This window comes from Actinophytocola sp. KF-1 (genome assembly GCF_054661535.1).
In genome coordinates this window covers 498685-522804 of record NZ_BAAFVK010000003.1, presented here as the reverse complement: position 1 = coordinate 522804, position 24120 = coordinate 498685, and the positions used below count along the sequence as shown (strand labels likewise).

Annotated in this window: 18 protein-coding genes; 7 read left to right on the top strand and 11 right to left on the bottom strand. The window is 73.7% G+C overall.

Annotated elements, in window-relative coordinates; translation table 11 throughout:
• Window positions 1-22: 22 nt before the first annotated feature.
• Entirely contained in the window at window positions 23-1396 is a 1374-nt protein-coding gene (locus tag ACYQ77_RS12160; RefSeq protein WP_459710415.1) for a glycoside hydrolase family 43 protein, read from the bottom strand.
• 187 nt (window positions 1397-1583) lie between these two features.
• Between ACYQ77_RS12160 and ACYQ77_RS12155 the strand changes: the two genes are divergently transcribed.
• A complete protein-coding gene (locus tag ACYQ77_RS12155; protein WP_459710413.1) occupies window positions 1584-2096 on the top strand; it encodes a cupin domain-containing protein in 513 nt (170 codons plus the stop codon).
• Window positions 2083-2856, top strand: coding sequence for an SDR family NAD(P)-dependent oxidoreductase (locus ACYQ77_RS12150; RefSeq protein ID WP_459710411.1), 774 nt, complete (start codon window positions 2083-2085; stop codon window positions 2854-2856). Before ACYQ77_RS12155 ends, ACYQ77_RS12150 begins: the two co-directional genes overlap by 14 nt.
• A gap of 6 nt (window positions 2857-2862) precedes the next feature.
• Here ACYQ77_RS12150 and ACYQ77_RS12145 read toward each other — a convergent pair whose 3' ends face one another.
• Window positions 2863-3294, bottom strand: a complete 432-nt coding sequence (locus ACYQ77_RS12145; protein ID WP_459710409.1) for a HEAT repeat domain-containing protein — start codon at window positions 3292-3294, stop codon at window positions 2863-2865.
• 100 nt (window positions 3295-3394) lie between these two features.
• Between ACYQ77_RS12145 and ACYQ77_RS12140 the strand changes: the two genes are divergently transcribed.
• Entirely contained in the window at window positions 3395-7708 is a 4314-nt protein-coding gene (locus ACYQ77_RS12140) for a cation-translocating P-type ATPase (RefSeq protein ID WP_459710408.1), read from the top strand.
• 27 nt (window positions 7709-7735) lie between these two features.
• Here ACYQ77_RS12140 and ACYQ77_RS12135 read toward each other — a convergent pair whose 3' ends face one another.
• Window positions 7736-7954 (bottom strand): hypothetical protein, encoded by a 219-nt coding sequence (locus tag ACYQ77_RS12135; protein WP_459710406.1) that lies wholly within the window; start codon window positions 7952-7954, stop codon window positions 7736-7738.
• Window positions 7955-8245: 291 nt separating this feature from the next.
• The gene (locus tag ACYQ77_RS12130; protein ID WP_459710404.1) at window positions 8246-11314 is read right to left on the bottom strand and encodes an AfsR/SARP family transcriptional regulator; all 3069 of its coding nucleotides are present in this window, start codon (window positions 11312-11314) and stop codon (window positions 8246-8248) included.
• Between the two features lie 485 nt (window positions 11315-11799).
• Here ACYQ77_RS12130 and ACYQ77_RS12125 point away from each other — a divergent pair, with 485 nt between their 5' ends.
• Both ACYQ77_RS12125 and ACYQ77_RS12120 read left to right on the top strand, forming a co-directional pair.
• Window positions 11800-12924 (top strand): hypothetical protein, encoded by a 1125-nt coding sequence (locus ACYQ77_RS12125; RefSeq protein WP_459710403.1) that lies wholly within the window; start codon window positions 11800-11802, stop codon window positions 12922-12924.
• Window positions 12925-12929: 5 nt separating this feature from the next.
• Window positions 12930-13193: a hypothetical protein gene (locus ACYQ77_RS12120; protein ID WP_459710401.1), complete on the top strand. Its 264-nt coding sequence runs from the start codon at window positions 12930-12932 to the stop codon at window positions 13191-13193.
• Here ACYQ77_RS12120 and ACYQ77_RS12115 read toward each other — a convergent pair.
• Window positions 13171-15291 (bottom strand): tetratricopeptide repeat protein, encoded by a 2121-nt coding sequence (locus ACYQ77_RS12115; RefSeq protein ID WP_459710399.1) that lies wholly within the window; start codon window positions 15289-15291, stop codon window positions 13171-13173. The two genes, ACYQ77_RS12120 and ACYQ77_RS12115, sit on opposite strands and share 23 nt — an antisense overlap.
• Window positions 15292-15781: 490 nt before the next feature.
• Here ACYQ77_RS12115 and ACYQ77_RS12110 point away from each other — a divergent pair, with 490 nt between their 5' ends.
• On the top strand, window positions 15782-16090 hold the full coding sequence (locus ACYQ77_RS12110) for a hypothetical protein (RefSeq protein WP_459710397.1): 309 nt from the start codon (window positions 15782-15784) through the stop codon (window positions 16088-16090).
• On the opposite strand, the gene ACYQ77_RS12105 is transcribed toward ACYQ77_RS12110, so the two are convergent.
• From ACYQ77_RS12105 to ACYQ77_RS12095, 3 genes are all read right to left on the bottom strand, one after another.
• Entirely contained in the window at window positions 16077-16580 is a 504-nt protein-coding gene (locus ACYQ77_RS12105) for a helix-turn-helix domain-containing protein (protein WP_459710395.1), read from the bottom strand. The two genes, ACYQ77_RS12110 and ACYQ77_RS12105, sit on opposite strands and share 14 nt — an antisense overlap.
• 335 nt (window positions 16581-16915) lie before the next feature.
• Window positions 16916-18112 carry an NADH:flavin oxidoreductase gene (locus ACYQ77_RS12100; RefSeq protein ID WP_459710766.1) on the bottom strand — a complete coding sequence of 399 codons (1197 nt, stop codon included), beginning with the start codon at window positions 18110-18112 and terminating at the stop codon, window positions 16916-16918.
• Window positions 18112-18681: a TetR/AcrR family transcriptional regulator gene (locus tag ACYQ77_RS12095; RefSeq protein WP_459710393.1), complete on the bottom strand. Its 570-nt coding sequence runs from the start codon at window positions 18679-18681 to the stop codon at window positions 18112-18114. The genes ACYQ77_RS12100 and ACYQ77_RS12095 overlap by 1 nt, the downstream gene beginning before the upstream one ends.
• Window positions 18682-18765: 84 nt before the next feature.
• Here ACYQ77_RS12095 and ACYQ77_RS12090 point away from each other — a divergent pair, with 84 nt between their 5' ends.
• Window positions 18766-19665 carry a patatin-like phospholipase family protein gene (locus tag ACYQ77_RS12090; protein ID WP_459710392.1) on the top strand — a complete coding sequence of 300 codons (900 nt, stop codon included), beginning with the start codon at window positions 18766-18768 and terminating at the stop codon, window positions 19663-19665.
• On the opposite strand, the gene ACYQ77_RS12085 is transcribed toward ACYQ77_RS12090, so the two are convergent.
• From ACYQ77_RS12085 to ACYQ77_RS12075, 3 genes are read right to left on the bottom strand one after another with little or no spacing between them, the layout of a single operon-like run.
• Window positions 19637-21337 carry an ABC transporter ATP-binding protein gene (locus tag ACYQ77_RS12085; protein ID WP_459710390.1) on the bottom strand — a complete coding sequence of 567 codons (1701 nt, stop codon included), beginning with the start codon at window positions 21335-21337 and terminating at the stop codon, window positions 19637-19639. The two genes, ACYQ77_RS12090 and ACYQ77_RS12085, sit on opposite strands and share 29 nt — an antisense overlap.
• On the bottom strand, window positions 21334-23058 hold the full coding sequence (locus ACYQ77_RS12080; RefSeq protein WP_459710389.1) for an ABC transporter ATP-binding protein: 1725 nt from the start codon (window positions 23056-23058) through the stop codon (window positions 21334-21336). Before ACYQ77_RS12080 ends, ACYQ77_RS12085 begins: the two co-directional genes overlap by 4 nt.
• Window positions 23051-24115 carry a serine hydrolase domain-containing protein gene (locus ACYQ77_RS12075; protein ID WP_459710387.1) on the bottom strand — a complete coding sequence of 355 codons (1065 nt, stop codon included), beginning with the start codon at window positions 24113-24115 and terminating at the stop codon, window positions 23051-23053. Before ACYQ77_RS12075 ends, ACYQ77_RS12080 begins: the two co-directional genes overlap by 8 nt.
• Window positions 24116-24120: the final 5 nt, after the last annotated feature.

Sequence of the window (24120 nt, the reverse complement as noted above, 5' to 3'; positions counted from 1 at the left end):
CTCGGTGTTCGCCGGACGCGCGTCATGGCGCGACGCGGAAGGTGGCGTCCTGGCGGTCGGTCGCGGTGGCGATCGGGTCGATCCGCAGCACGAAGTCGTGGTGCCGCAGGTAGTACGCCGGGTTGTGGTACGACCGGAACGACGACCACGCGGCGTCGGCGAGACCCGCGGTGCGGTGGAAGGTGGCGTCGGCGCGGAACGTCGCGGTGCCGTCGTTCGCGTCGAGCCGCACCGCGTAGTCGTAGTGCCGCAGGTACTGACCCGGGTAGTTCACGGACTCGAACGACACACCCGTCGCGTCGGCCAGGCCGGGCACCATCCGCCACAGCTGGTCCTGGTACGGGTCGAACGGGTACGGGTCGAGCCTGCCGACGTGGTTCGCGTGCCGCACGAACCGGTCCGGGTAGTTCGACGACTTCAGCCGCACCCAGTTCGGCGTGCCCCAGCGGGCGACGAGCGCGTTGTACTCGGCGGTGGAAATGCCCGCGATGGAGCCGTGCTTGGCGTTCAGGGGCGGCGTGTAGTCGCGCTGGTTCAGCACCGTCCACGCGCCGCCGCCGATGTTCGTGCTCGACCAGGCGTAGTAGTCGTTGTTGACGGGGCTGAACGAGTCGCCCCACAGCCGCCAGCCGCCGCCGTCGTTGTTCTTCACCAGCAGCGGCGCCTCGATGGCGTTGCCCTGCCGTACCCCGCTGGTGTACGTGGTGAAGCTGCCCGGCGCGCCGGTCGACGACCGCGCCCCGTACAGGAGTCCGTTCGCGAGGTTCTTGTAGTACAGGTAGGTCGTGCCGCCGTCGACGACGATGTCGCCGTCCAGCACACCGAAACCGGGGGAGAAGAAGACCTGCGGCGCGCTCACCGTCCGGAAGTCCGACGTGTAGTTGACGAGGAACACGTCGCTGCCGTTGTTGGCGGAGTAGACGATCCCGTACTGGTTCCTCGCCGCGTCCCAGAACGCGGTCGGCGCCCACGTGTGCGTGTTCAGCGTGTGCATGCGGACGCGGCGGTACCCCGTGAAGCTCGTCAGGTCCGTCGAGTCCCACACGTGCAGGTACTGGTTGTTCTGGGTGAAGTCCGTGCCGTTGAGGTCGGTGGCGAGGACGACGAACGTGCCGTCCTGCTTGCGGAACACGTAGGGGTCGCGCAGCCCGCGCGTGCCCGCTGTCGGGGTGGTGACCGGGTTGTTCCCGTTGAGCGGCGTCCAGTTGAGCCCGTCCTGGCTCACCGCCAGGTGCAGGCCGTAGTCGGCCCCCGCCATCTGGGGCGACTCGGTGAAGTAGGCCATGACGTAGGCCGTGTTCGCCGCCGCCGCTTGTGCCGTGCCGAGCACGACGGTCGTGGCCGCGGTGACGAGCAGACTGGCGAGCAGGGTCGAGAGCCGCCGGAAGACGCGCATGACGATCGAACTCTCTTGTCCGCACAGCATGTGATCGCTAACGAGCAGGAGAACGCTTCGAGAGAGCACAAAGTAGCAGAGTGGAGAAGTGGAGAAGTGGAGAAGTGGAGAAGTGGAGAAGTGGAGAAGTGTTAACGCTAACACAATCGGCGACGGTTGCTCAACCCTGTCTGGCACGATCACGGGGGTGTTGAGCGAAGAAGCGGCCGGCCTCGTCGCCCGTTACGACCTGGCGCCGCTGCCGGTCGAGGGCGGGCTCTACCGGCGGACGTGGGCGGGACCGCCGGACGCCGCCGGGCGCCCGGCCGGGTCGGCGATCATGTTGCTGCTGTCGGCCGAGGATGACCACTTCTCCGCGCTGCACCGCCTGCCCATCGACGAGGTGTGGCACTTCTACCGCGGCCACCCGCTGGAAATGCTGCTGCTCGACCCCGACGGCACCGCCCGGGTCGAGGTGCTCGGCCCCGGCCCCGACGAGCACGTCCAGCTGACCGTGCCCGCGGGCACGTGGATGGGCGCGCAGGTCCCCGAGGGCTGGGCGCTGTGCGGCACGACGATGGCCCCGGGGTTCGTGCCCGCCGACTACGAAGGCGGCGACGCGGACACCCTCGCGGCCCGGTACCCGTCCGTCGCCGGCCGCGTGCGCGCGCTGTGCCGCACGGCGGGTCCCCACCGGATGCCCGGCGATGTCGACGCGTGACCCCGCGCTGCCGGACCTGAGCGGCACGGCCGTGCTGGTGACCGGCGCGAGCGGGAACATCGGCGGCGGGATCGCGTGGCGCTTCGCCGAGGCGGGCAGCGCGGTGGTCGTGCACCACCACCGCGGCGCGGCGGCGGCCGAGGCGCTCGTCGCGCGCATCGCGGCGGCGGGCGGCAGGGCGACGGCCATGCGGGCGGACCTCGCCGACGACGTTGCGTGCCACGACCTCGTCCACGCCGCCGCCGGGTGGGCGGGCAGGCTCGACGCACTGGTCAACAACGCGGGGGTGCAGCCGGTCGAGGACCTGGCCGGGATGTCCGCGGAGCGCTGGCGCGCGGTGCTGGAGACCAATGTGGACAGCGTGTTCGCGTGCACGCAGGCCGCCGCCGAGGTCATGGCGGACGGCGGCAGCGTCACCCACGTCGCGTCCATCGAGGCGACCCAGCCCGCGCCCGGCCACGCGCACTACAGCAGCGCGAAGGCGGCCGTGGTCATGCACGCCCGCGCCGCGGCGCTCGAGTACGGGGCGCGCGGCATCCGCGTCAACGCGGTCTCGCCGGGGCTGATCGACCGTCCCGGCCTCGCGGACGACTGGCCGGACGGCGTCGACCGCTGGCAGCGCGCGGCGCCGCTGACCCGGCTCGGCACCCCGGCCGACGTCGCCAACGCGTGCGTCTTCCTGGCCTCCCCCCTGGCGGCGTGGATCACCGGCCAGAACCTGGTCGTCGACGGCGGCGTCTCGGCGCGGCCCACGTGGTGAGGCGGGTCAGGCGCTCGCGCGGGTGATCCGGTCGACGGCACGCGTGGCGGCCGCCCTGACCCGGGGCACGGGGTCGTCCCGCAGCTCGGCCACGTCGGCGAGGAGGTCACCGAGGAGGTGCCGGGCGACCACCTTCGCCGCCATCTCGCGGACCCGCCACGCCTCGTCCCGCAGGGCCTGCCGCAGCGCGGGCGCCGCGCTGTCGTGCCACGCCCACAGCAGGCCGCGAGCCGCCCACACGCGGAACCAGTAGCGCTGTGCCGCGTCGCGCTCGGGGTCCAGCGCCCACGGCGCGGTCCGGCCACCGAGCTGCAGGATCAGCGGCACGTCGGCGTCGTCACCCCGCAGCAGGCGGACACAGCCCGCGGCGAACCGTTCCCGGCCGCGGCGGGCCGCCTCGGCCTCGACGCGCTGCCTCGGGGTGCGGTCCGGTGCCACGCCGACAGTATGCGCGCGGCCCGGCACGTTCGGGGGAAACCAGGTGAGCCGGGCCGCCCGAGTGGGTATCCGGGCACGACGAACCCCGTCCGGAGGTGCCATGGAACTGCTCGGCGTCCCGCTGCCCGACCCGCTGACCAGCGTCGGCCGTCTCGCGCGCGGACTCGGTGGGGTCGCGTTCGCCGGGGTCGACCGGCTGACGGGCCGGGCAGGCAGCCGCGCCGTGTGGACGTGCCCCGGCCGGGTCTACGTGGCGGCGCGAGGTGTGCACGGACCGGGCGGCGCCGCGGTCGCGCGGCGGATCGAGCGGCGCCTGGCCGCACAGCCCGGGGTCGCGTGGGCCCGGGTGAACGCGCCGACGGCCCGGGTCGTGATCGGCGTCGAGGACCCGCCGCCCCGCACCGCGGCGCTCGTCCGGGTCGTCGAGCGGGCCGAGGAGGAACCGGACGACGAGGACAAGCTCGTCGAGGACGCCCTGCACCACCCGGCGGACGGCACGGCACACACCCGGCTGCGGTCGACCGTGCTGGTCGACGCCGTCGGCATGCTGCTCGGGGCGGTCAACAAGATCGCGCCGTGGGCGCCGCTGCCGGCCGAGGTCGCCGGGCTGCTGTCGGCGGTGAACATGCACCCGGCGACGCGCCGGTTCGCCGGGGAGCGGATGGGCAGCCACGAGAAGGCCGACTCCCGCCTGTCCATGGCCACCGCCCTGGTGCACGGGCTCGCCGCGGGCGGCGAGGGCGCGGCACTCGACATCGCCACGCGCGTCGCGCAGTGGCGGGAGGCCAGGGAGTACGAGCGGGCGTGGTGCGCGGTCGAGGCGTCGCTGGTCGACGGCCCCGACGCGGCGGGTGCCGAGGCGGTCGTGACCGAACGGCCGCGCCCGCTGCCCGACGGCGACGTGGAACGGTACGCGCGCACGGCACTGGCGGCCGGCGCCGTCGCCACCGCGGTCGCCACCCCGTTCGCGGGGCCGCGGCGCGCGCTCGGCGCCGGGCTGGCCGCACTGCCGAAGGCGCCAGGGACCGGCCGCGCCGCGTTCGCCGCCCAGCTCGGGCGGGTCCTGTCGCGCCGGGGCGTGATCGTCATGGACCGCACCGTCCTCCGCCGCCTCGACCTGGTCGACGTGCTCGTGGTGGACACCGCCGCGCTCACCAGCGGGCGCAGGCAGCTCACCGACCTCGTGCCGGTCGGCGGCACCGCAGCCACCGAACTCGCCACCACCGTGTTCGAGCTGTTCGACCCCGACGAGCCGATGGCCGTCCGCAGCGGGCGCGGCTGGCACCTCGGCCCCGTCGACGAGCTGGACCTGACCGGTGACACGGCCGACGCCGAGCGGACGCGGCTGCGCGAGTCCGGCGCCGACGTGCTGGGGCTCGCCGAAGGGGACCGGCTGCGCGGCCTGGTCGCCGTCGGGGAGGAGACCGCGCCCGGCGCCGACGGGCTCGGCACCGCCGCCGCGCGTGCCGGGCTGCGGGTGGTGCGGCACGAGGACGGGAACCCGGTCGCCGCCGTGCGGTCGCTGCAGGCCGACGGGCACGTGGTGATGCTGGTGTCCGCGGACCGGCGGGCGCTCGGCGCCGCCGACTGCGGCGTCGGCGTGCACCGCGGCGGCGCGGCCCCGCCGTGGGGCGCGCACCTGATCACCGGCGCCGACCTGGACACCGCCGCGCTCGTCGTCGCCGCCACGCAGGCGGCGCGGCTGGTCAACCGGGACAGCACGCGGCTGGCCGTCGCCGCGACCGGCATCGGCGCCGTCAACGCGTTGAACACGCCGGTCCGGTCGGCGTCGCGGAGCACGCGCGCGGTCAACACCGGCGCCGCGCTGGCGTTCGTCGACGGCACGTGGCGGGCGGGCAAACTGATGTCCGCGGCCGCGAGCGCACCACGCGCGCAGGCGAACACGCCGTGGCACCTCATGCCCGTCGACGTCGTCCTGGACCGGCTCGGCACCGGGCGGGACGGCCTGACCGCGGCCGAGGCGCGGCGCCGTCCGGCGGCCGGGCACGGCGGCGACGGCGGGGAGACGAGCTTCGCGAAGGCCTTCCTCGCCGAGCTGGCCAACCCGCTGACCCCGGTGCTGGCCGGCGGCGCCGCCCTGTCGGCCGCGGTGGGCTCACCGGTGGACGCGGCGCTCGTCGGCGCGGTCGTGTCGGTGTCGGCGCTGGTCGGCAGCGTGCAGCAGACCAGGACCGAGCGGGCGCTCGCGAAGCTGCTCAAGCGGTCGGCCGTGCGCGCGACCGTCCGCAGGGACGGCGCCGAGCACGAGGTCACGGCCGACGAGCTGGTGGTCGGCGACGTCGTGGTGCTCGGCGCGGGCCACGTCGTGCCCGCCGACTGCAGGCTGCTCGACGGCGCCGGGGTCGAGGTGGACGAGTCGTCGGTGACCGGCGAGTCGCTGCCGGTCGTCAAGGACCCCGCGCCGGTCGTCGCCGCCGAGATCGCCGACCGCGCGTCGATGCTGTACGAGGGCACCACGATCTCGAGCGGGTCCGCGGTGGCCGTGGTGGTCGCGGTGGGGGACGCGACCGAGGTGGGCCGCGGCATGGCGGCCGCACGCGCGTCCGCACCGACCACCGGCGTGGAGGCCAGGCTGGCGGAGCTGACCGGCAAGAGCCTGCCGCTGGCGCTCGGGTCGGCCGCCGCGGTCGCGGGCGCGGGCCTGCTGCACCGGGTGCCGTTGCGCGAGACGATGGGCGCCGCGGTCAACCTGGCCGTCGCGTCCGTGCCGGAGGGGCTGCCGTTCCTGGTCAACGCGGCGCAGCTGGCGGCGGCGCGGCGGCTCGCCGAGCACAACGCGCTGGTCCGCAACCCGCGCACGATCGAGGCGCTCGGCCGGGTGGACGTGCTGTGCTTCGACAAGACCGGCACCCTCACCGAGGGCAGGCTGGCGGTCAGCGAGGTGGACGACGGCCGCGCCACCGCACCCGTCGACGACCTGCGGGAGTCCCACCGCGCGGTGCTGGCCGCCGCGGTCCGCGCCACCCCGCACGCCGACGACCCGGAGGAGATGAGCCACCAGACCGACCGCGCGGTCGTGGCGGGCGCGGAGCGGGCCGGGGTCAGCGCGGGCGAGGGCTGGCGGCCGGCGGGCGAGGTGCCGTTCGACCCGTCCCGCGGCTACCACGCGGCGGCGGGCAGGGCCAACGGCGACGCGGTGCTGAGCGTGAAGGGCGCGCCGGAGGTCGTGCTGCCCCGCTGCACCAGGCACGGCGACGGGAAGCCGCTGGACGAACGGGCGCGCACACGGCTCGAGCACCGGTTCGAGAAGCTCGCGGGCGCCGGGCACCGCGTGCTGGCGGTCGCCGAACGCACCGTGCCCCGCGCCGACGGGGACGTCGACGACGAGACGGTGGCGGACCTGACGCTGCTGGGTTTCGTCGCGCTGTCCGACCCGGTGCGCGAGAGCGCCCCACCCGCGGCGGCGACGCTGCGGGACGCGGGCGTGCAGATCGTGATGATCACCGGCGACCACCCGGCCACCGGGGAGGCCGTGGCGGGCCGCGTGAACGGCGCGGACGCCGACCTCACCGTGCTGACCGGCGCGGAGATCGACGACCTGGCCGACGACGAGCTCGCCGGGGTGCTGCCGTCGGTGGACGTCATCGCCCGCTGCAGCCCGGCGCAGAAGGTGCGGATCATCGAGACCTACCAGGGACTGGGCAAGGTCGTCGCGATGACCGGCGACGGTGCCAACGACGCGCCCGCGATCCGGCTGGCGGACGTCGGCATCGCACTCGGCAGGCGCGGCACCCCGGCCGCCCGCGCGGCGGCGGACCTGGTCGTCACCGACGACCGGCTGGAGACGATCATCGCCGCCCTCGTCGAGGGCCGTGCGATGTGGGCGTCGGTCCGGGAGGCGCTCGGCATCCTGCTGGGCGGCAACGTCGGCGAGATCGCGTTCACGGTGCTCGCGTCCGTGCTCACCGGGCGGTCCCCGCTGACCGCGCGGCAGCTGCTGCTGGTCAACCTGCTCACCGACCTCGCACCCGCGCTGGCGATCGCGCTGTCCCACCCGGAGCGCCAGTCGGTGGCGGACCTGCTGCAGGAGGGCCCGAGCGCGTCGCTGGGCAAGGCACTGACCCGCGACGTGACGACCCGCGCGGTGGTCACCACGGTGGGCGCGGGGGCGGCGTGGACCGCGGCCCGGTTGACGGGCCGGGGCCGCCGGGCGTCGACGGTGGCGCTCGCCGCGCTGGTGGGCACCCAGCTCGCGCAGACCCTGTCCGCGGGCGGCGGCGACCGGACCGTGCTCGCGGCGGGACTGGGTTCGGCGGTGCTGCTGGCGGCGATCATCCAGACGCCGGGGTTGAGCCAGTTCTTCGGGTGCACGCCGCTGGGCCCCGTGGGCTGGAGCATCGCGCTCGGCAGCGCGGGCGCGGCGGGTCTGCTGGGCCGGGTGCTCGACGCCTGACCGTAGTCGCCGCGGCGACGCCGTCGGTCAGTTCGGGCGGATCTTGTCCACCTGCGCGAGGAGCGCACGGGCGACGGCGACCGCCTCGTCGGCGGTGAAGCTCGCCCACACGGTGTCGCGGTGCTCGTCGTCCGGGTCGATGCGCAGCACCACCCGCTCGATGCACGGGCTCGACGGGATCCTGAAGCGTCCGGCGCTCAGTCGCCGGCCGCAGTTGGTGACCAGCTGAGTCCGATCGGCGTCCATCCGCTCCACCTCCATGCCCTGCTCGGTACAGCGTGCAGCGCACGGGCCGCCGGATGTATTCCTCCGTGTTTCACCGATGCGGGTGCGCACGCCCGCCCGGAACACTGGAGCACGGGCGTGACGATCCCGCCGGACGGGCCGCTCGCCACACGACCGGGTCCGTCCTCCCGAGCCGGGCGGGCAGCTCAGCCCTCGCACTCCCGTCCGGCTCGGGCACCACCCGGCGTCCAAGGCGTTGACGCGCCGGACCGGCGCGGGACTCGCCGTGCCGGGCTCGCTCGGCAGGCGTGGTCAGCGGACGCCGCGGGCCGTCGAGCCGGTCGGGTCGCCGGCCCGGTGGCCGGGTGGCGGTTTGTCGGCGCTGGTGTCGTGGCGCGGGCCCGCGTCCGGTGGTTCCGCCGGGCGCGTGGTGGGAAGGCGGGCTGCCGACGTCGCGTACGTGGCGGCCGTGTGCTGCACGTGGTCCGCGCGGTGGTGGTTGCCGGTGCGGCGGTAGAGGCGCGCGGCGGTCTGCCAGTGGGGGAGCGCGTCGTCGACGCTGCCTTCCGCGCACAGGACGGTCGCGAGCTTGTGGTGCGCCCTGGCCTCGGTCGCCACGTTGTGGGTCCGTTCGCAGAGCCGCAGAGCGCGTTCGGCGTGCGTGACGGCCGCGGCGGCGTTGCGTGCCGTCAGCGCGATGTCGGCCATCGCGAGGAGGATCGTGGCGACGACACCGGGATCGGGCACCGACTCGGCGAGCGCGAGGGCCTGCGCGCAGTGGGCGGTGGCGGCGCCGAGGTCGCCTCGGTCGAGGAAGATGCCCGCGAGCCCGGTGAGGCTGCTCGCGTGGGCGGACCGTTCGTCGATGGTCTGGGCGAGCGCCGCGGCGCGGTGCAGGTGGACGACGGCGGCGTCGGGCTGGTCGAGCGCGCGGAGCAGTTCTCCGATGCGGCAGTCGGTCCAGGACTGCAGTTCGGCGTCACCGGTGCGGGTCGCGATCGCCAGGCTGCGGCGCAACAGGTCGATGGCGGCGCTGTGGTTGTCCTGCAGCGCCTCGAGCCTGCCGAGCTGGTGCAGGACGGTGGCCTGGCCACGTTCGTGGTGGTGCTCCTCGACCAGTCGCAACGCGGTCGTGAAACAGTCGCGGGCCCGCTGGTGGTCGGCTTCGAGCATGCAGTCCATGCCGAGGCCGACGAGCGCGGACGCCTCGGCGATCGCGTGCCCGTCGGCGCGGGCCGCGACGACCGCGTGCTCGCGGACGGCCCGGCTGTCGTGCAGGTACCCGCACCGGCCGAAGTCGGTGGCGACGGGATCGGCGAGGTGCCAGGCGAGCTGGTGGTGACCGTGGTCGGTGGCCATGGCGACGGCGAGGACGAGCGCCGTGCGCTCCTGGTCGAACCAGCGGCGCGCCTGCTCACGGTCGGCGATCGGCGCGGGCGGTGGGTCCGTGTCGGCGCCGGGGAGCGGCGGCGGCGTCGGCAGGCCGGGGTAGAGGATGCCCGCCGCCAGGTCGGCACTGCGCAGGTAGAAGGTCAGGACGCGGCGTTCGGCGTCCCGCCTCGCGATCTCCGTCTCGTCGGTGACGAGGCAGTGGGCGGCGAACTCCGCCAGCAGGTCGTGGAAGTGGTAGCGGTCGCTGTGGTCGGGACCTTCGAGGAGGTGCGCCCCGACGAGGATCGCCAGGCTGCGGGCGGTGTCGTCGGGTGTCCGGCCGTCGCACGCGGCACAGGCGGACGCGCTGAAGTCGGGCCCGGGACACACCGGGAGGAGCCGCATGAGCCGCCGTTCCGGTGGCGGGAGCGCGAGGTAGGACTGGCGGAAGAGCGCGGACGCGTTGATCGTCCCGTCGCCGGTGTCCCCGAGCGTGGTGATCAGCCGGTACCGGTTGAGCTGGTCGAGCACGGCCGCCGGGGCCCGGTCGCTGTTCTGGGCGAGGTGGTCGGCGAGCAGGTGGAGGACCAGCGGCAGGCCCGCGCACAGGTCGTGTGCGCGGGTGGCGGTGCGTTCGTCGAGCGTGCCGAGCCCGCTGTGCCGGGTGAGCAACGCGGACGACTCCGCGGGGTCCATCGGTTCCACGTGGACGCGCCGCGCCCCCGTCAGCGTGGTGAGGGCGGTCAGGTGCTGGCGGCTGGTCACCACGAGGAAGGTGTTCGCGAGCACGGGCAGCAGGTCCCGGATGTGGTCGGTGTTGCGGGCGTTGTCGAGGACGACGAGCGTTCGCCGCCCGGACAGGAGCTTGCCGAGCTGCACCTGCCGGTGCCGCGGGCTGCTGTCGGGTCCCGGTGGGTGTTCCAGGGCGATGAGGAAGTCGTCGACCACGGTGCCGGGGCCGATGGGGTCGCGGTCGGAGAAGCCGTCGAGGTTGGCGTAGAGCGTGCCGCCGGGGAAGCGGTCCCGCGCCTGGTGACCCCAGTGGAGAACGAGGGCCGTCTTGCCGACCCCGGCCATGCCGTCCACCGCGACGACACCGCGGATCCCGTGGTCGCCGTCGGCGGCCGAGGCCGCGGTGTCGAGGTCCCGCAACTGGTCGGCCCGGCCCACGAACCCGGAGATCGCGGGCGGGAGCAGGCGCGGTGGTGTGGTCAGCACCCCGGCGCCGTCGGTGGTGTGAGCACCGCCCGCAGGCCTGCTCAGTGTGGCGGCGAGGCTGTCCTGGTGCCTGCGCAGGTACAGCGCCGCGTGGTCGTCCCCGTCGGCGCGCAGCCGCCGCGCGGTGGCGAGGTAGAGGTCCGTCGCCTCGTCACCGCGGCCGAGGCCGTGCAGCGCCGACATCCGCAACGCAACCAGTCTGATTTCCTGCGGATGTTTTCCCTGCAGTTCGTCCAAAATGGAGATGGCGTCGTCGTGGGAATGATCGCGGAGCCGATTTTCGATCAAGAATATATTCGCGGGCAGCCACTCGTTCTGCACGATGCGGACGCGCCACGCATTTGCACGTTCGGATGCCAGGTCGGCCAGCGGCTCGCCGCGCCACAGGCTCAGCGCGCGTGCCGAGATGTCGCCCGCGGCACGGTGGTCGCCGCGCCGGGACCGTTCCCGCGCCGCACCCATCAGCTCGCGGAATACGTGGTAGTCGATCGACTCCCGTGCCACCACGACGCGATAGGTGCCGTTGGTGCCCAGCAGATCCGCGTCCACGGGCAGGTGGTCGAGTGCCTTGCGCAGCCGCGACACGTTCGTGGACAGGGCCGCGGCCGGACGTTGCGGGAGGTTGTCGGCGCCCCACAGCCAGTCGGCGAGCTCCCGGGCGGAGAACGGGGTGTCCGGGCGGGTGAGAAGTGCTGCCAGGAGGGCTTTCTCCCGTCGGCGGCCCCAGCCGCCGACCGTGTCCCCCGCTATGAATATCTCCGTTGAACCCAGGATGCCAAAGCCTGTGTCCACCAGCTTTCACCCCCGAAGCTGGGTGCGTCGAAATGACGTCCGGAAGAGGAGTTCTCCCCCACTGGATAGTACGTACCGGCCTTCGGTAAAGAGAACCTGTGGCCGACTCGTTACCTGGCCGAAAGCGGTCTGAATGACGCGTGACAGCGCCCTGAAATTCGTGCGGCGCTCGATTGATCCACGGCCGGACCGGGGGTGGGCCGCGGAAAGTCCCCGCCGAGCCGTCGAAGCCGGTTCGCGCACGTCAGAAAGACATGACAGGTCCTTGCCAGATCAGTGACATTCCATTGCCAAATCCCCGTCGCACGCTTGGTCCCGCCGGTGCGACACGGGGAGCGGCCTCGGGGCGGACACCTTCCGCCGGTGCCCGGCGAGGGGAGACGAGGATGTCCTGGACGGGATGTGAAGGCGGTTGGGTGCGCGGTCCTGTCGGTCTCGACGCCGGCACCCGAATAACCCGCACGGGATTCCGCACCGTGCTGCTGATGGTTCCGACCATGGCGGCGGGAACCCGGCTGCTCGACCTGGTTCCGTTGCTGGAGGCCGACTTCCGGCTCCAGCTGGCCGTCACCGTCCCGCACGCGGGGCAGGCGTGGCACGGGCTGGACGAGTTCGTGCGCGGCACCGGGATCCTCGCGATCCCGTGGCAGCAGGCGGTCCAGCACGAGTGGGACCTCGTGCTGGCGGCGAGCCACCGCCACCTCGACCAGGTGCACGGGCGTGTCCTCGTCCTGCCCCACGGGGCGGGCGCCACGCGCTCACGGCGCTTCAGCCGCAAGAGCGGTGGCGCGACACGACCGACCACCGGCCTGGACCGGGAACTGCTCACCCACCGCGGCCGCCTGGTGCCCAGTGCGCTGGCGCTGAGCCATGACGCGGAGCTCGCCGTGCTGCGCGACACGTGCCCCGAGGCGGCACCCGTCGCGGTCGTCGCGGGCGACATCTGCCTCGACCGCATGACCGCGAGCCTCCCGCTGCGGGACCAGTACCGCGCGGCCCTGGGCATCGCGGCCGACCAGACCCTCGTGACGGTGAGCTCGACGTGGTCGACCGACTCGACCGTCGGCGCCCACCCCGAGCTCTACGGTCGGCTCCTCGACGAACTCGGGCCGGGGAACACCCGCACGCGCGTGTTCGCGGTCGTGCACCCCGCGGTGTTCGCGGCACACGGCCGGTGGCAGGTCCGCTCGTGGCTCGCGGCGACCCGGCACGACGGGATCTCGGTCGTGCCACCCGACGAGGGGTGGCGTGCCGTGATGGTCGCGTCCGACGTCGTGATCGGGGACCACGGCTCGACGACCGCCTACGCGGCGGCGATCGGGCGCCGCGTCTGCCTCGCGACGGTGCCGCACGGCGTGCTGCGGCCAGGCAGCATCGCCGCGAGCCTGGCCGAGCGGGCGCCCCTCCTCGAGCACGACCGGCCGTTGCTGCCCCAGCTCGACCGCGCGGTCACCTGCCAGGCGGCGATGCGTGCCGCGATCTCCAGCAGACCGGGCCGCGCGGCACGGGAACTGCGCGCGGTCATGTACCGGTTGCTCGGCATCGACCCACCGCCGTGGCCCGCGCACGCGTCGCCCGTTCCGTTGCCACGACCGGAAGAGTGGCGGTGAGCGGGATGGCGACCGGGGCGGTGGTGGTCACCCACAGGTGCCTCGCGCCCGGCGTGGTCGCGTTCGCGTGGACCGCCGGGGACGACCGCGGGGACGGGCTGCTCGTCGACGTGGCGGTCGCCTCGGCGCGGTGGTGCGAGGTGGCCGACGTGCTCGTGCGGGGGCCGGTGACGTGGGGCACGGGGGACTGGGCCGCGGTGCTGCCCGCCGTCGTGGCGCGGTACCGCGCGGTGCTGGCCCGTGCGGTCAGGGCGTCGTCAGCGACGTGACGCGGGACCGCATGAGGTCGGCGCGGGGATCCTCGACGGCGGCGTAGAGGTCTCCCGCCTGCCGGTAGGCGTCGGTGGCGGCAGGGCGGTCCCCGCCTTGTTCCGCCACCTCGCCCAGTTGGGCGAGCACCTCGGCCTGGTAGTAGGGCGAGTCGAGGTCGCGGATCGCCGCCCACGCCTCACGCAGCACGGCGACGGCGAGTTCGAGCCGGCCCGCGAGCCGGTGGGCAACGCCGAGGAACTGGAGGCTGCGGGCGTGCTGGGTCTTGTTGCCCAGCGCCGCCATGGTGTCCGCCGCGGTCCGCAGCTCGATCACGGCGGCGTCCAGTTCCCCCATCCGCGTCAGCACGTCACCGATGCGCCGCTGGTTCAGCGCGATCCCGGCCGGGCGGCCGAGCTCCTCGTGCGCGGCCCGTGCCCGGCGGAAGTAGTCCAGCGCGCCGGTGAGGTCGCCGGTACCGCGTGCCACGCGCCCCAGCTGGGACAGCGCGGTCGCCCTGGCCTGCTTGTCACCGACCGCGTCGGCGATCTCCAGCGCCGTCGTGTTCTCCCGGACCGCGTCGGCGAAGCGCTCGACCTTGGCGTAGGCGAAACCCAGTTGCGAACGGAGCCGGGCCTCGGCGCGCTGGTCGCCGCACCGCTGCGCGCTGGCGATCCCGGTGCGCTGGATGTCGATCCAGTCCCCGTACCGCCGGGTGTGCAGGAAGAGGCCCCACAGCGCCTCGCACATCTGCCATGCGATGTCGTCCCACCCGTGGGTCCAGGACTGTTCGACGACCGACCGGAGGTTGGCCCGTTCCCGCTCCAGCCAGGACATGGCGGCCTGTTCGCCGGTGAACACCCGAGGGTGGTCGCCCTGGTAGAGCGGACCCACACGCGGGCGCAACGGGTGGATCACCGTGTCCGCGGCGACGGTGTGCCTCAGGTACCAGTCCGCCATCCGCCGGGTCCTGGCGGTCGTCTCCGCCACGCCCTCCTCGGTCTCGCCGCAGTGCCTGGCGTGGGCGCGCACCAGGTCGTGGTAGGCGTAGCGCTCGTCGTCGACCTCGACGAGGAGGTTGACGTCCATGAGCGCCGCGAGCACGTCCCCGGTCGCCGTGGCGTCCCACGCGAGCGCGGCGGCGACGGGCGCCGCGGTGAACTCGCGGCCGGGATGGGCGGCGCACGCCCGGTAGACCTGCCGAGCGCGGTCGTCGAGTTCGAGGTACGACGAGGTGAACACCGCGCCGACCGACCGGTCGCCGGTCACGGTGACGGCCAGCCGGTGCCGGTCGTCGGCGAGTGACCGGGCCTCGTCGTCGAGCCTGCGCCGTGGCCGTGCCGCGAGCCGTGCCCCGACGATGGACACGGCCAGGGGTAAGCCCGCGCACAGCGCCACGATCCGGCGCGCGGCGGGGACGTCCCCGGCGACCCGTTCCCGGCCGACCAGCTCCTCGAGCACGGTCAGCGCGTCGGTGTCGGGCAGCGGGGCGACCTCGAGGAAGTGCGCGCCGTCGAGCGCCAGGCCGGACAGCCGCGACCGGCTCGTCGCGACGACGACCGTGCCTGCTCCGGCAGGCAGCAGCGCGCGGACCTGTGCCGCGGAGACCGCGTTGTCGAGGCACACCGCGAGCCGCCGGTCGGCGGTGACCGACCGGAACAGCGCGGCCCGCTGCGCCGGCTCGGCCGGGATGCGCTTGCCGGGCACGCCCAACGACTCCAGGAACCACTGCAGCGCCTGGCCGGGGGAGACCGGTTCGGCGCTGTCGCCACCCAGCTCGACGAACAGCGTGCCGTCCTGCAGGTCGGCGCTGATCTCGTGCAACCACCGGAGCGCGAGGGCCGACTTGCCCACGCCTCCCGTCCCGGTCAGCACGACGACCAGCGGCCCGTCCGCCTGCTCGGCGCGCCAGCGTCGCAAGGTCGCCAGCTCCTCGTCGCGGGCGACGAACCGGCGCGGGCGCATGGGAAGTTGCTCGGGGACGTCGAACTGACGGCTCCCGCCCCGCGGCGCGGCGGCGTGGAAGTGCACCTGGTCGATCGAACTGGCCTGCACCGCCTGCCCGGTCAACTGGCCGGAGACGACGTTGCGGGTCGCGCCCGCATCCCGCTCGGTCATGTGTCCCCCGTCCGCGATTCGCCCACTTTTCCTTATAGTCGCCGAGGGTGACGTTCACATAACGCTCGGCCACCGAGGTGCCGCGACACGGCGGCGCCCATGCCGCCTGAACGGCGCCTTTCCCGGCTTGAGTCCGGTTGCCCACTGCGTGCAGAGCGGACGTTCCGCCATCGCACGATGTGACCCTCGAACCGGGGAAGGGTCCCGGGCAAGCCGTCACGGTCTGCGATATCGGTACTCGATCGGGTGGATCTGGTTTGTTGCTGACGGAGTTGTCGTGCATGTGGGTCAGGACGTCCCGGCGGCGTGACCAGCGTCGACCGGACACGGACCCTGGCAGGGAGTTTGTCGAATCGCGTAGATCGGTGATTCACCGCGTTGACCTCACCCAGAGGATGGTCCAAGATCGGCACCCCCAGCCGGTGACCCCGGCTCGCCACGCGATGCCCACGGGGGTGTCGCATCGACACCGGAAAGGAGCGACCAGGCTGTGAGGCTGGTTGCCGCCTACGTGGGCGGGCTCGCTGTGACAGCCGCCGTCTCGTACGGATTCGCGACATCGCCGGACGCGCGCATCGAGCACGCGTCCGCCCCGGCCACCGTTTTCTGCGACCGCGGTCCGCAGAGCGCCGAACACAGGTCCGCGTGGTTCAACGTCCACGGGATGACCGGCGCGCTGTACGGATCCGCGACGTCGGCCGGTACCTCCGTCTGCGATCCGCGGGATGCCGGGACTGTCCGCACGGCGTCCTCGCCCAGCGGTGCCAAGCACAGGTCGACGTGGTTCAACGTCCACTGACCTGACGAAGGGAAGCCGTTGCCGTCAAGTGGTCCACCAGGTCGTCCAGGCGCATCCCGAGCAGGATCGCCCATTCCCGGACGACCGAGTGATGGACCGTGACACGTGTCCCTTCGTCGCTCTTGGCGCGGAGTTTGTTCTCCGCCCACGTCTTCAGCATCCCGAATTGGGGATCCTGGTTCTCGAGAAGTGGGCGGAGATCAAGCTCGACCAGCAGTGACTGGATCGCGTCGACGCGCTCGATCGCGCGGCGCAACAGTTCATGGCCCGAGCAGTTGAGCGTCCTGCTCAGTTCCACGAGCCGCGCATAGGAAATGGCCCGGTGGCCGAGTTCCCAGTTCAACAGCGTGGGCACCGTGGTTTTGAACGGCAGTTGTGCCACGAGTTCCGGCCGCGTGAGCCCGGCCGCTTCGCGCGCCGACCGCACTTCCGCGCCGAGCGCGACGTTGACGTCCGCGTCCTTGAGCAGCCAGTCCGCCTCGACCTCCATGCCTACTGTCTCCCGCCACGACGGCGAGGTCTCGTGATCGAGAAAAGTTCGCGCGCCAACGCCACCTCCCACGCCCGCACACACCCCGATAGTTCCTGCGTACCGACCGCCTCTCGCCGGGTCAACCGGCAATGAGGTGGTTACTGGTCACAACCTTTGTCGAGCACCTTGAACAATGCAAATTGCCGGGGAAGTTCGACACTTTGAAGTTCCTGAAGTGATTTCCGGGTTCGTAATCAGGGAAGACCGATGTCGAGCGGGTCAGCGCAGGTCTGCGCCCGTGTCGCGCGGTCGACCACGTCTCGCCGCGGCGCCCGCCGCCACCCCGTTGTGGATTACCCCACACCTCGGGCATGGCCCGGGTGCTGTGGGTCCGTGAGCACGCAGCGGGTCCCGCTGTAGATGGTGGGCACGCACTTGTTGCAGTGGGTGCAGAGGGACGGGGTGCCGGGTGCGGCGGCGAGGCGGCGTGGCAGGTCGGGTTCGCGGAGCAGCGCCCTCGCCATGGCGACGAACGCGAACCCCTCCTCCATGGCGGTGTCGATCGTCTCCCGGCGGGTGATGCCGCCCAGCAGGATGAGCGGCAACGACAGTTCCCCGCGGAACAGGCGGGCCCGATCCAGCAGGTACGCCTCCCGGAACGGGTATGCGCGCAGGAACGTGCGCCCCGCCAACCGCAGACCCCACCGCAGCGGGGCCGGGAACGCCGCGGCGAACTCGCGGACCGGGGCGTCGCCGGTGAACAGGTACATGGGGTTGAGCAGGGAACTGCCCGCGGTCAGTTCGAGTGCGTCCACGCTGCCGTCGCGTGCCAGCCACGACGCCACCCGCAGGCTCTCCTCCACCCGCAGCCCACCGCGCACGCCGTCGTCCATGTTGAGTTTCGCGGTGATCGCCATGCGGTCGCCGACCGCGTCGCGGACGGCTCGGGTGACGGCCAGTGCCAGGCGGGCGCGGTTCGCGAGGCCGCCGCCGTACGCGTCGTCGCGGTGGTTGAGGCGGGGGCTCAGGAACGCGCTGACCAGGTAGTTGTGTCCACAGTGGACCTCCACGGCGTCGAAGCCGGACTCGGCCGCCAGGCGGGCCGCGTTCGCGTGTGCTTCGACGACACGGGTCAGGTCCGCTTCCGTCGCCGCCTTCGTCATGCGGAAACCCAGTGGGGACAGTGCTTTTCCCGGGGCGATCGCCGCGGCGCGGTTCGAGGCGGCGTTCGCCACCGGGCCCGCGTGGCCGATCTGCGCGGCGACCGCGGCGCCCTCCGCGTGGACGGCGTCGGTGAGCCTGCGCAGCCCCGGGACCGCCTCCTCGCGCAGCCAGATCTGCCGCCGGTGCGTGCGGCCCTCTGGCGACACCGCGAGGTACGCCACCGTCGTCATGCCGACGCCGCCGCGGGCGTGCGCGCGGTGGAAGTCGATCAACGCGTCGGTGACCAGGGCGTCCGGGGTCACGCCCTCGAACGTCGCCGACTTGACGATCCGGTTCGGCAGCGTCACCGGGCCGAGCCGCGCCGGGGCGAACGGGTCGGGCGCCATCACGGGCCGTCCAGGCCCGCGAGCACGAACGCGCGCAACGAGCCGGGCGGCGACGGCTCGCCCGGCACGTCGGCGAGCGGGTCGCCGTAGTGGTGCAGGACGAGCGTGAACGCCATGGCCCACCGCCGCCGCGCCTCCCGCGCGGTCAGGTCCGGCCGCGCCGCGCGGAGCAGCTCGACCCACGGCGGCAGCGCGAACCACCGGTCCGTGAACGCCGGCGCCCGGCGGCCGAGCACGAACCGGGCCAGCAGGTGCAGCCGCATGCGGCCCACCGGGTCCGCCGCCAGCCCGGTCAGCGGACCGATGACCGCGTCGACCAGCTCCGCCACCGACGGCGTGCCGGTCAGCTCGGCGAGCCGCGGCTGCCACAGCGGGCCGAGCCGTTCCTGCAGCAGCGTCGCGACCAGCGCCTCCTTCGACCCGAAGTGGTAGTGCACCGCGGCCGGGTTCATGCCCGCCGCCGCGTTCACCGCCCGCACCGACAGCCGGTCGTAGCCGGTGGCCAGCAGTTCCTGCTCGGCGGCCGCGAGGAGCCTGGCCCGCGTCGACGCCTCGGTCAGTTCGGTCACCGGTCCAGCACAACACACCTCAAGCACCGATTCAATCAGTGATTGAGATGAGCCCGCGCCTGCCCGGCCGTAGATTCAACGCCCATGAGCGTGGTCGACGACCTGCCGCGGCCGGTCGGGTTCGTGCTGGGCGGGGGCGGCAGCCTCGGCGCCGCCCAGGTCGGGATGCTGCGCGCGCTCACCGAGCGTGGGATCGTCGCGGACCTGGTCGTCGGCACGTCCGTCGGTGCGCTCAACGGCGCGCTCGTGGCGCTCGACCCCGCCGACGCCGTCGACCGGCTCACCCCGGTGTGGTCGGCCATGACACGCCGCGCCGTGTTCCCCGGCGGACCGCTCTCGCAGGCCAGGACGCTGCGGCGCGGGCGGACCCACCTGTTCCCCAACACCGGCCTGCACGCGGTGATCGACGCCCACCTGCCCCGGGACGCCACCTTCGCCGACCTCGCGGTGCCGTTCGGCGCGGTGACCATGGACGTGACGACCGCGGCCGCGCACGTGGTCCGCGACGGCCCCCTCGCTCCCGCCCTGCTCGCCAGCGCCGCGATCCCCGGCATCTACCCGGCCGTCGAGGTCGGCGGCAGGCAGCTCTACGACGGCGGGGTGGTCGCGAACGTCCCGCTGATCCAGGCGCTGGCGATGGGCGCCCGGTCCCTCGTGGTGCTGGACGCGACGTTCCCCGGCCGGATCCCCGGCGCCCCGGCCACCCTGGCGGAGGCGCTGCTGTTCACGGCCATCGTCACCATGCGGGTCCAGGCCCGCCTCGAGGCGCCGGTCGCCGCCCGCGACGTGCCGGTCGTGTACCTGCCCGGCCCGGAGTACGTCCGCGTCTCCCCGTTCGACTTCGACCACACCGACGAGCTGATCCACGGCGCGCACACCGCGGTGTCGGCGTTCCTCGACGACCTGGTGATCACCGGACCCGGTCTGTACCAGGCCGCCGAGGACGCCGCGGAGTCTACTGTGGACGACCAGGGGCCGGGCTGAGGGACCAGAAGTCGGCGTAGCGGCCGCCGAGGCGCAGCAGCTCGTCGTGGGTGCCCTCCTCCACGATCCGGCCGTGCTCGAGGAAGGCGATCCGGTCCGCCCGCTGGACGGTGTGCAGCCGGTGCGCCACGACCACGACCGTCCTGCCCGCCGCCAGGCGTTCGACGCCCTCGTGCACCGCGGCCTCGTTCGCCGGGTCGAGGGCGGAGGTGACCTCGTCCAGCAACACGATCGGCGCGTCCTTCAGCAGTGCCCGCGCGATCGACACGCGCTGGCGCTCGCCACCCGAGAGCAGCGCGCCGCCCTCGCCGACGTTCGTGGACCAGCCGTCCGGCAGGCGCGCGACCACCTCGTCCAGCCGGGCCGCCGTCGCCGCCGCACGCACCGCCGCGTCGTCGGCGTCCGGGCGGCCGAGGCGGACGTTCTCCTCGATGGTCCCGTCGAACAGGTACACGTCCTGGAACACGAACGCGATCCTCGCCATCAGCTCCTCGGGGTCCATGGCACGCACGTCCACGCCGCCGACGCGGACGGCACCCGACGACACGTCGTGGAACCGCGCCACCAACCGCAGCAACGTGGTCTTGCCCGCACCCGACGGGCCCACCACGGCCAGCCGCTGTCCGTCCCGCACGGTCAGCGACACGTCCGCGAGCGCCCGGAAGGCGACCGCGTCGAACTCCAGGTCGTGCCGCGACGGCCGCTCGGGTGACGCGGGCGCGGGCAGCGGTTCCGTGCGCAGCACGGCGTCCAGCCTGGCGAGTTCCGCGCGGGCGCCGCGCAGCTTGCCGCCGATGTCGGTCAGCGACAGCAACGGGTCCGCGCAGCGGGCCGCCAGCACCAGGATCGCGACGACCTCGGCGCCGCCGATCCGTCCGCCCAGCGCCAGGTACGCGCCCAGCACCAGCAGCCCGGTGAACACGGCCTGCACCACGAACGCCAACCCCACCGCGCCCGGCAGCGCCGACACGACGGTCCGGCGCGACGCGCGCCGCAGCTCGCGCAGCGCGTCGTCGAGCAACCGGAACCGTTCCGTGCTCCGCCCGCCTGCCCGCAGCACGGGCTGGGCCTGCAGGTACTCGATCACCCGGCCGGTCGCCTCGTGGTCGCGGGCGGCGCGGTCCGCGTCGGCCGCGGCCATCGACCGGCCCGTCCACACCTGGATCGCGGCCACCACCGGCGCGGCCGCGAGCGCGGCGAGACCCAGCTGCCAGTTGTGGGCCAGCATGACGGCGACGATCGTCAACGGCGTCACGCTCGCGGCGATGAACGGGGCCAGCAGGTGCGCGATCACGCCCATCGCCCGCAGGACACCGCTGCCCGCCAGCACGGACAGCTCCCCGACGCGGGCTGGGCTGAACCACCCGATGGGCAGCCGCGCGAGGTGGTCGCCGAACCGGTGGAACATGCCGTGCAGCAACGTCGTCCCGGCGCGGAACCCCGCCAGGTCGGCCAGGTAGCGCGGCGCCGCGTACCCGGCGACCGCGGCGCCGAACGCGATCAGCGGCGGCCAGGCGGCACCCGGCGTGTCACCGAACAGCGCTCGCAGCACCGGCACGAGCAGCGCGTACGACAGCCCCTCGGCGACCGCGGTCGCCGTCATCAGCGCCATGGCGCGGCGCACCGGCGGGGCGTACTCGGTGCCCAGCACCCGCAGCAACGTCCGGATCACGACATCGCGCCTTCCGCGTGGGTTCGCCAGAACGCGGCGAACGTCCCGTCCTGGTCCAGCAGTTCGGCGGGCGTGCCGCGCTCGACGACCACGCCGTCGGCCAGCACCACGACGGTGTCCGCGGCGGCGACCGTCGTCAGGCGGTGCGCGATGACGAGGATCGTCCGCTCGCCCGCGAGCGTCGCGAGTGCCGCGCGCACGGCGTGCTCGGTCGGTGGGTCGGCGAACGCGGTCGCCTCGTCGAGCACCAGGACCGGGGTGTCGGCGAGCAGTGCGCGTGCGAGGGCGATCCGCTGCGCCTCGCCGCCCGACAGGGTGATGTCGTCGCCGATGACCGTGTCGTAGCCGTGTGGCAGCTCGAGGATCCGGTCGTGGACGTGCGCGAGCCGGGCCGCGCGGACCACGTCGTCGTGCCCGGCGTGCGGCACGGCCAGCGCGATGTTGTCGGCGACCGACGCGCGCAGCAGGCGCACGTCCTGGAACACGAACGAGACCAGCCGGTGCAGCCGCGCGCTGCCCACCGAGCGCAGGTCGGCGCCGCCGATGGTCACCGACCCGTGCGCCGGGTCGAAGAACCGCGGCAGCAACCGGACCAGTGTGGACTTCCCGCTGCCCGACGGGCCGACGACCGCGGTGACCGTGCCGGGTTCGAGCACCATGTCGACGCCGCGCAGCACCTCGTGCCCGTCCTCGTAACCGAACCGGACGTCCCGCAGCTCCACCCGGTGGCCGACCGGCGTGACCGGGTGCTCCGGCTCCGGCAGCGGCGGCACGCCGAGGACCTCGCGGATCCGGCCGACCGCGCGCCGCGCCGCCTGCAGGTCGTCGAACCCGTGGCCGAGCGCGGCGACCGGCGCGGTCAGGCCGAGCCCGAGCAGCAGGAACGGCAGCAGGTCGGCGGGGGCCATGCCACCGCCCGTGATGCGGGCCGCGCCGCCGATCAGCACGACGAGCAGCACGAACGGGGGCGACAGCGCGAGCTGCATCGCCGCCGCGACCGGCGCGAGGCCGGTGACCCACCGGTAGAAGGTGCGCACGAAGTCGTCGACGGCCGTGCGGAACCCGCGGTGTGCCTTGCCGGTGCCGCCGAACGCCTTGACCACCGCGATGCCCTGCACGAACTCGACGACCGAGTCGGCGATCCGGCCCATGGCCGCGTCGAACTCCTCCTGTTCGCGCAGCCGGGCCGGGCGCGTCATCACGGGCACCGCGGCGACGGCCAGCGCCACCGGCACGAGCGTGATCAGCGTGAGCCGCCAGTCGACGGTGAACAGGTAGGCGAGCGACACCAGGGGCACCACGAACGCGGCGGACAGTTCGCCGGGGGAGTGCGCGATGAACGGGTGCACGGCGCTCACGTCGTCGCCGACGACCTTCGCGAGCTCACCGGTGCGCCGCCGGGAGAACCAGCCGATCGGCACGCGCGCGAGCCGCGCGGCCAGCTCGCGGCGGAACGACAGCTGCACCCGGTCGTCGAGCAGGTGCCCGACGCCGGACGACGCGGTGGTGAACAGCAGCCGCACGAACAGGCCCGCGGCGCCCGCGCCGACGGCGAACCAGACGCGGTCGTGGTCGGCCGGGCCGGGCGCGAGCAGCACCCGGCCCAGCTCGACCACCGCGATGAGCGGCGCCAGCCCCGCGACGGCGCCGATCACCCGCAGCACGACCACGGCCGCGAAACCCCCCAGGTGCGGGCGGAGCAGCCCGGCGGTGTCAGCCATCGGCGCTCATCGCGGTCACGTGGAGGGCGGGGAGCGCGTCGTCGATGGGGCTCGGCGTGCGCCACCGGACGAGGTTCAACGCGGCCGCCAGCCTGCGCGAGCCGTCCTCGCTGACCATCGCCGTGGCGCAGGCGCCCCACACCGTGCCGTCGCTGACCCACACGGTCCGGCCGTCGGGCAGCGTGGACCGCTGCAGGCCGAGGCCGTAGTCGATCTTCTGCCCGACCTGGCTGATCACGGGGACGGTCCGCCGCATCTGCGCGAGCGACGCCGGGGTCACGACCTCCCCGGCGAACAGGAGCCCGGTGAACCGGTTGAGGTCGGCGAGCGTCGACACGAGCGACGCGGCGGGCCCGACCCACGACATGTCGTAGACGCTGTAGTCGTGCGGCGGGTCGATCAGCCCGAACAGCGCCTCGTACATCCGGGGCCGCGGCTGGCCGATCTCCGGCCCGTCCGGGAACCAGGTGTGCTTCAGCCCGGCCCGCTCGATGACGTCCCTGGTGACGTACTCCTCGGCCGTCGCGCCGGTGACCTTCGCCAGCAGCTGCCCGATGAGCAGGTAGTTCGTGTTCGAGTAGGTGCCGGGGAGACTGCCCGGCTCGCTCGCGGCGGGCGCGGCGAGCCCCATCCCGATCAGCTCCAGCGGGTCGAACCGGCGGAACCGGTTCTGGTCGATGCTCGCCGCCGAGACCTGGCCGCCGGGGAGCCCGCGCAGCGACGGGAACGCGTACGGGAGGTACTCCACGAACCCGGTGGTGTGGTTCATCAGCATGCGCACGGTCACCGCCTCGTCCGGCACCAGCTCGGGCAGGTACCGGCGGACGGGCGCGTCGAGGTCGATCTGCCCCTGCTCGACCTGCCGCAGGACCGCGGCGCAGACGAACGTCTTGGTGATGCTGCCGACGCGCAGCCGCATGTCGGGCGTCATGGGGCGGCCGGTCTCGAGGTCGGCGACCCCGGCGGCGCCACGCCACACCTCGTCCCCGGCACGCACCTCGGCGGCCACGCCGGGCACCCCGGCGCGGTGGACGGCTGCCAGCGCGGATGTCAGCACGGCCG

Coding starts and splice junctions, on each gene's coding strand:
- ACYQ77_RS12160 (WP_459710415.1), bottom strand. CDS start 1,396: ATGCGCGTCTTCCGGCGGCTCTCGACCCTGCTCGCCAGTCTGCTCGTC.
- ACYQ77_RS12150 (WP_459710411.1), top strand. CDS start 2,083: ATGTCGACGCGTGACCCCGCGCTGCCGGACCTGAGCGGCACGGCCGTG.
- ACYQ77_RS12140 (WP_459710408.1), top strand. CDS start 3,395: ATGGAACTGCTCGGCGTCCCGCTGCCCGACCCGCTGACCAGCGTCGGC.
- ACYQ77_RS12135 (WP_459710406.1), bottom strand. CDS start 7,954: ATGGACGCCGATCGGACTCAGCTGGTCACCAACTGCGGCCGGCGACTG.
- ACYQ77_RS12125 (WP_459710403.1), top strand. CDS start 11,800: ATGGTTCCGACCATGGCGGCGGGAACCCGGCTGCTCGACCTGGTTCCG.
- ACYQ77_RS12120 (WP_459710401.1), top strand. CDS start 12,930: ATGGCGACCGGGGCGGTGGTGGTCACCCACAGGTGCCTCGCGCCCGGC.
- ACYQ77_RS12115 (WP_459710399.1), bottom strand. CDS start 15,291: ATGACCGAGCGGGATGCGGGCGCGACCCGCAACGTCGTCTCCGGCCAG.
- ACYQ77_RS12105 (WP_459710395.1), bottom strand. CDS start 16,580: ATGGAGGTCGAGGCGGACTGGCTGCTCAAGGACGCGGACGTCAACGTC.
- ACYQ77_RS12100 (WP_459710766.1), bottom strand. CDS start 18,112: ATGGCGCCCGACCCGTTCGCCCCGGCGCGGCTCGGCCCGGTGACGCTG.
- ACYQ77_RS12090 (WP_459710392.1), top strand. CDS start 18,766: ATGAGCGTGGTCGACGACCTGCCGCGGCCGGTCGGGTTCGTGCTGGGC.
- ACYQ77_RS12080 (WP_459710389.1), bottom strand. CDS start 23,058: ATGGCTGACACCGCCGGGCTGCTCCGCCCGCACCTGGGGGGTTTCGCG.